The 6,696-nt window shown below is 37.8% G+C and carries 6 protein-coding genes, 1 tRNA gene and 1 pseudogene; 2 read left to right on the forward strand and 6 right to left on the reverse strand.

Going from position 1 to position 6,696, the window contains the following annotated elements; genetic code table 11:
- Nucleotides 1-67 (reverse strand): annotated as a pseudogene (locus WIW52_RS05365) (IS607 family transposase); the annotation flags it as partial.
- Nucleotides 68-393: 326 nt separating this feature from the next.
- The gene (locus tag WIW52_RS05370) at nucleotides 394-2,034 is read right to left on the reverse strand and encodes a S9 family peptidase (RefSeq protein WP_337709110.1); all 1,641 of its coding nucleotides are present in this window, start codon (nucleotides 2,032-2,034) and stop codon (nucleotides 394-396) included.
- 190 nt (nucleotides 2,035-2,224) lie between these two features.
- On the opposite strand from WIW52_RS05370, the gene WIW52_RS05375 reads away from it, so the two are divergent.
- Complete coding sequence (locus WIW52_RS05375; RefSeq protein ID WP_337709112.1) at nucleotides 2,225-2,827, forward strand: MBL fold metallo-hydrolase; 603 nt, start codon at nucleotides 2,225-2,227, stop codon at nucleotides 2,825-2,827.
- Between the two features lie 20 nt (nucleotides 2,828-2,847).
- Here the strand turns inward: WIW52_RS05375 and WIW52_RS05380 are convergent.
- From WIW52_RS05380 to WIW52_RS05390, 3 genes are all read right to left on the reverse strand, one after another.
- Nucleotides 2,848-2,938: transfer RNA gene (locus tag WIW52_RS05380), tRNA-Tyr, on the reverse strand.
- Between the two features lie 663 nt (nucleotides 2,939-3,601).
- Nucleotides 3,602-5,230, reverse strand: coding sequence for a sodium:solute symporter family protein (locus tag WIW52_RS05385; RefSeq protein WP_337709114.1), 1,629 nt, complete (start codon nucleotides 5,228-5,230; stop codon nucleotides 3,602-3,604).
- A 6-nt stretch (nucleotides 5,231-5,236) separates the two neighbouring features.
- Entirely contained in the window at nucleotides 5,237-5,440 is a 204-nt protein-coding gene (locus WIW52_RS05390) for a hypothetical protein (protein WP_337709115.1), read from the reverse strand.
- A 134-nt stretch (nucleotides 5,441-5,574) separates the two neighbouring features.
- On the opposite strand from WIW52_RS05390, the gene WIW52_RS05395 reads away from it, so the two are divergent.
- The gene (locus WIW52_RS05395) at nucleotides 5,575-6,168 is read left to right on the forward strand and encodes a hypothetical protein (protein ID WP_337709117.1); all 594 of its coding nucleotides are present in this window, start codon (nucleotides 5,575-5,577) and stop codon (nucleotides 6,166-6,168) included.
- 132 nt (nucleotides 6,169-6,300) lie between these two features.
- Here WIW52_RS05395 and WIW52_RS05400 read toward each other — a convergent pair whose 3' ends face one another.
- A complete protein-coding gene (locus tag WIW52_RS05400) occupies nucleotides 6,301-6,591 on the reverse strand; it encodes a hypothetical protein (RefSeq protein WP_337701970.1) in 291 nt (96 codons plus the stop codon).
- Between the last annotated feature and the right edge of the window lie 105 nt (nucleotides 6,592-6,696).

Raw genomic sequence — 6,696 nt, forward strand, 5'->3', positions numbered from 1 at the left:
TAATAACACCACTTCTGCTCATGCCGAATATTTCAGCAACCTCACTAGGTGTTAGATACCTCTCCACAGTAATTAAAAGTAATTAGAAGTATTTAAAAGTTACGTGAAAGTGTTACAGTCTCCTCCTGCTGCTACCCACAATAATCCGTGGTAGTAAGTCGGGCTACCTCTAGGACCTCCGGGCAACTTAGGAGGTATTCCTAAATCTGGTTGTCTGGTTTCCCAAAGTATTTTACCAGTAAACAGATTTACCGCTGCTACACTACCTAAAGATGGTATTCCTACGTAGACAGTGTCATTTATTATTACCGGAATTCCACCCTTCTTTGCATATTTTTAAATAATTACTCAAGTTTTCATGAAAAATATATTATTTACATAGATGTAAAAACGTTATTTACAGTGGTTTGCAATGAACTCAACGGCCTTCTTTATTGAGTCAATGTAATTTTCTATCTTCATAAACCCATGACCTTCTCCTTCATATATCTTGTACTCAACTTGCCTACCCAGCTTCTTCAGCACCTCAACAACCTGGATTGTTTCTTCAGCAGGACATCTGGGATCGTTTTGGCCAGCCAAAAGCATTAATGGTGCCTTTATTCTATCCACGAAAAAGATCGGTGACCTATCCCTAAGTAAAGCCTCATCGTTACCGATCTTTATTTCATCGTATTGTTTCAATACCTCCCTCTCGAACTGTTTCTCAGTGAACCAGTTGACGAACGGTACTACAGCCACTGCAGAACACCATAGGTCAGGGTATTTAGTCACGGCCATCATTGTTAAATATCCGCCGTAACTAGCACCAGTAACTGCTACCTTCTTCACGTTTAGTACTTTAACCGCATTAATAACGTCGCGTAGGTCTCCTCCTCCTAGATCCTTGTCGTTCATGTGATTGAACTTCCTACCATAACCGGTGCTCCCCCTATAATCAGGACAGATCACCTTGAACCCCTTCTTCACCAGGAATTGTATTTCAGGGTTAAAGCTGTCAACACATTGGAAGTCCGGGCCCCCGTGTATGTAAACTACTCCCTTGTCCTCATTTCCCCTACTGTATAATAACGCGTGGATTTTAATACCATCAGAGTCATAAGTTACTGATGTAGGGCTCACGAATTCATCCTTGACTCCGTTCATTGAGTCGGTAAGCCTCTGGCTCAATTTACCTTCAATTACGTACAAGTCTGTAGCCCTGGAATGTTTTGACATCAGGTAATACACAGAATTCTTTACAACCTTCAGGTCGTGGATATAACCACCCTTTTCAAGATGTATGTTAGGGACTTGTAATAGCTCACTCTTACCGTCCTTTATTAAAGTGTATAACACCTTTTCGTTGTAAACTACAGCCTCATTAATGTCATAATCCGAGACGTTAATTATACTGGAAATCTCGTCCTTTTTGATATCATAGGAATATAACCCAAAAGTACCGTTATGATTTGAGAGGAATATAAACTTGTCCTTACTTAAGAAGCAGTTTTCCGACGGGACTATTTGTTCGCTCTCGTCAAAGGATAACTCCTTTATTGCATTTCCAGTGAAGTCGGAGACATAAATATTGTCATCGTATATTCCTTGAGAATAGACTATCAGCTCTCCATTAGTACAATAACCACCTACAGGCTCTTCTCCCTTGCTTATATTTTCGATCTTCTTACCGTCGTACAAATAGAGGTGTAAAGTCTTCCCGTCCCTATTAGAAATGAAGAGGATTCCGTAAATGGTGACCATAGGAGAGGAATTATCGTATTTGTCGACTAAGAGAGGTTTTGGTTTCTCCCATCCCTTCTCCCACTCATAAATTCCCCTCCTCTCTCCACCCTCTGGATCTATAGTTATCAGGAGTCTGTCATTATCAGCCCAAACTACTTCTTCTGGAAATCCGAAGGTGTTTACTTTGTTGTCACCGTAGATATATGCTTCTGGCTTATTCTCCCTAATAATTAGTGCAATTTGGCTGTCTTTTTCTTCTACATCATAATCTAGAACTGGTTTTATCTTAGTTAAATACTCGTATTCCACGAGTTTGTGATTTATTAAAAATCAATATTTAACCTTATTTTATTAGAATAAATCGTCAGATTGAACGTTAGGTTTAACGATCCTGATCAATATTGCCACAAAACTTCATGTAACTTTACACATTATGTTAATAAGTTAATGCTAAATAACTGTAGGACAAAATTATCTCATGAATGTTAAAGAAATCAAAATGAGATTCGTAAAATCTTTCATTATCAATTTAGATAACGGTGACCAAGTAATAGTGGACAGCGGTTTACCTAACTCTGCTCAGAAGATACTTGCGGAAGTTAATAAGGATCGTGTTAAATATGTAATATTTACTCATTCTCACATAGACCATATAGGCAGTGCCTATGAACTTAAGAACGCATTACGGAACGCACAGTTCTGCATTCACAAGGAAGGAGTAAAGAATCTTAGAGGAGAGGAGATTAGGAAACCAGTAGTACACTCCTTCACTTACAAACTCCTAATTGGCGCTTTTTCGTCCTTTACAAAGAAAAACTTCAGGGGAATTGAACCGGACTGCGAGTTAACTGAAGAGGAATTAGATGGTCTCCAGATTTTATACACGCCAGGTCATACGTCGGACTCAATCTCTATTTACATACCATCTGATAACTCAATAATTGTTGGGGATATGTTACAAGGGACTAGGAACGGGCTTAGAATGCCCGTAATACATGAGAATATAGAAGAGCTTTTGAAGAGTATACAGAGGATAAAAGAGCTTAAACCAAGAGTAGTTTATGTCTCTCACGGAGAGAATGGAAATAATATTTTAGTGTAAACAATTTGGTAGAAATATAGTCCCGCCGCGGGGACTTGAACCCCGGACCACCCGGTACCAGCTAATCCACCTACAGCCGGGCGCTCTAGAACCGGGCTGAGCTACGGCGGGTCTCTTACATCTGTCCCGACATTATAATTATAGTGCGAGAACGATTTATAAGTTTTTTTACAATTAACGACGTTTGAGCTAGTAAGTGTAAACATGATGTCTTAAGTATAATTAATTCTATATAGACCTTCGCAATAATTTGATACTTTTTAATTAATAAAACTTTGGAATTATACTGAAATGAGAGACCATGAGTGTCCTAACTACGAAAGAGTAACGGAAGTCAATTATTTAACGAAATATATCTATGTAATCTGTATAGCGAGTTATAAAGTTAGGATATAATTACAGAAAGGAGAGTTTTAAAGACACCTAAAATATGAACAAAATTTAACGTCAGTTAAGCGAGTCAGCTACTAAGATAATACTTGAGACTCTAAGTGAGTGATTAACGTAGTGAGATAAAAACCAAAGTAGCCACGATGATATTAAAGTTTATACATGTATACATATAATCTGATTTTCTCCCTAAAATAAGGAAGCTTTTAATCTTTTGAAAACATAAAGTTCGCTATATCGTAAGTCTATATTGATAATCAACTATCAATATGAAGTTACGGCAAGATAGCTAATTATTTAAAATTAACTAAACAAAAAAGCGTAGAATAATAATAATGTTATAGATAATAAAAATATAAAAGAAAAAAGTCATTATTACTTAACTTAATTCTGCTTTGAAGGGCTCTGAACTTCTATCTCGAAGTCCTGTGCCGTTATTACTGAGATAGGTTTCCAGCCTGCTAGTCTGGCTATTAATGAACCAACAACTGTGGTTATTAAGTTCAATGACAACGCTATTAATGCTATATAAATCGGACCCATAGGGGTATTAAAGAACGAGCTCACTAGTGGCCCGAAGTGGTTTACATAGAGGGTTAAATAAATTCCGCTAGCCATTCCTACTATCCAACCTGCTAGTGTTGAATTACCCTCTAACTTGTCGGTATATAGAGCGATGAATACAGCCGGTAATGTTTGGGAAATAAGTATTCCGCCTAATAGTTGAAGCTGAATTGCATAGGTAGGAGGAACTACAAATACGAAAGCTAACGCAACAAACTTGAACACTGTAGACAAGATCTTTGCTAACCTAGCCTCACTTGAGGGAGATAGCTTTGTAAACTCACCTATTACGTTTCTCGTTAACAAGTTAGCCACACCTATAGCCATGATCGCTGCTGGCACTAACCCACCGATGAATATAGCTAAGAAAGCTAAACCTACAAACCAATCAGGCATTGAAGCAGCTATCAAAGCGGGAACTGTTAACGAACCATTCTTAGTAGTTATTACAAGGTTTAACGCGCTCGGTACTAAATATATTAAAATGCCAAATAGAGTGATTAAAGCTAAGCCGATTCCGTATATAGGCAATAACGATGTGCTCAACTTCAGCTTCTCTCTACTCTCAGATGATAAGGAACCGTTTATAGCGTGAGGATATAAGTATAAGGCTAGAGCACTTCCTAAAGCTAAGGAAAAGTAAGCAGCGTAAAGTTGAGAGGGAAGCACTGTATAACCGAGAGCCGACTTTAACGCCACAACATTGTGTATACCGCTCTTAGGATGAGATAAGTAAGACTGTGCAGCACTTAGAGCTGCTCCGTAACCTCCGTGTATGAGCGGTATATACACAGCTACTGTAATTACAGTGATCCACACTAAGATGTCCTTGAATATACCAGATAAAGCAGCTCCCCTTAGCCCACTAGTTATTGTAAACGCAGCTAGGACTATGAATGCTAGTAGTAAAGCTAGTTCTGTTACACTTAAGCCCGCAATCGTTGCATGCGGTGATATTCCTAACCCTACCAACAATACAGCTAGAACAGCCTCCATTCCTACGATCTGCAACGCGATATATGGCAACTCAGCTACTGCTCCAGTTAATGCCACGGCTATTGCTAAGGGCTTATTATTAAACCTATCCTTCACGAAATCAGCCGCTGTAACATAACCCTTATTTTTAGCAACTATCCAGAGTCTCGGCATTGTTAGCAGTGCTACTCCGAATCCCCAAGCTACATATGGTACAGCGAACCAATATATCGCTCCTTTTGCTAAGAATGCCGATGGTACAGCTATAAACGTATAAGCTGTGAATAAATCAGCTCCTAGCAGGAACCAGACTATTAACCAGCCTAGCCTTCTTCCTCCTAGTCCCCATTCATCGAGTTTTGATAAATCTCCTTTCCTCCACTTAGCACCATAAAAACCTAGAAATGTGAAAATTGCAAAAAGTACGACGAAAGTGGCTAGGGTTAAACCATCAACATGCAAGCCCATTGCCATTTTCCGTCACCTATTTTTGAAGATTAGACTTACGGCTACGAACATTATAGATGAAACTATTAGTAGTATCATCTGGTAGAAATAGAAGATAGTTAGACCACCTACTGTCTCTGTTGCACTATTAAATACTGGATAGATAGAATATATTATTATATCTATCAATAGAACAATTAGGGTTACCACGTAAAATATTTTATCGTTTACAGCCATGCTTGATCAATAAACATTCTATCAACTTATTTAAAAAGCTTATATCCTTAAAACAAGGGTTTTTCTATCATATTAATGTTATAATATCAAAAGTAGAAAACTACTTTAATTTGGTAATTTAATATCATATTATTGTGAAGTTAAAAACAAAGAGAGTGGAAGAAATAATAGTTCCACCTTTGCCTGAATACTCTTACGTGTGTAACGGCGAAATAGTTAGTGCCGAGTGTAAGGGGTCAACAATTTTTCGTGATCCAGATTTTATCACTATACAGCCTCAAGACGTTCTGTACTCTTTTAGCTTATCCTCGATCGTCTCATTAAAAGCTAGAGGGAGAAAATTTCGAAGGTGGAGCCACTACCTTAACAGCTATCATATCCAATTGGAAGGAACAGACACTTCATTCCTTCTCTCATCAAACGGCTTTATCACAATTTACGTTGATGGCTTAGATTTTTGTGGGATCAGCGGGGATGTTGTGTATAAAGAATATAAGGTAATCACGACAAAGAAGGATTATGATCAAAAGCTCGAAGAGATGTTAAGAGTAAAACCCCATTTGGCTATAACTGAGTTACGTGAGCTATGGATATCCATAACCGGTTATAAAGTGATATATATTGATAGTACAATTAGGAAGGAGTTGGAGAGAGTAGTTGGTGTAACTAGAATAGAATGTAATAGGATTGAAGAACGCGGTTGTACAACAATCTGTGAAAAGAGATAAAGTATATCAGCCACCTTCACTTCGTCATTACTCCGTACTCGGCAAACTCATCATTTTCCTAGGGATCATCACAATTCAGTCCCTACACCGTTCCTCATAAATAATTCAGTATGTAAAAAATTTGGAACCTTGTTAAATTAAAAGTTGATGAATAGATATTAACGTTAATATAATCACGTAAGATCCTACGTAAGATACCACTCCTGATATTAAGTTTAGATAAATCCTTAATATTGTATTAAATTTTCCAGAAACTAAGTTGGCAACTACTACCCCTACTACGATCGGCAGGACGTACTCGTCTATAGGGTTGAACCACCAGGAAGGTCCTTGTAGGAAGGCGTAAAAATCCAGAAAAGTAAATAGAAAGAAGCTAACTAATCCGCTCAATATCCCTAGTATTACCACATACCAAGCTTTCATTAGTCTTCACCACTAGTCTTGTAAGTAATCCTATATAATCTTTGTGACAAGAAAATTATATATCCTATTGATAGAATAGTTCACAAGGACATTTGTTCGGGCTTT

This window comes from Stygiolobus sp. RP850M, from assembly GCF_037389295.1.
Classification (GTDB): domain Archaea; phylum Thermoproteota; class Thermoprotei_A; order Sulfolobales; family Sulfolobaceae; genus Stygiolobus.

Bases quoted from the DNA above. Each gene is read 5' to 3' on its own strand.
- WIW52_RS05375 (WP_337709112.1), top strand. From the start codon at position 2,225: ATGAGATTCGTAAAATCTTTCATTATCAATTTAGATAACGGTGACCAA.
- WIW52_RS05385 (WP_337709114.1), bottom strand. From the start codon at position 5,230: ATGGCAATGGGCTTGCATGTTGATGGTTTAACCCTAGCCACTTTCGTC.
- WIW52_RS05390 (WP_337709115.1), bottom strand. From the start codon at position 5,440: ATGGCTGTAAACGATAAAATATTTTACGTGGTAACCCTAATTGTTCTA.
- WIW52_RS05400 (WP_337701970.1), bottom strand. From the start codon at position 6,591: ATGAAAGCTTGGTATGTGGTAATACTAGGGATATTGAGCGGATTAGTT.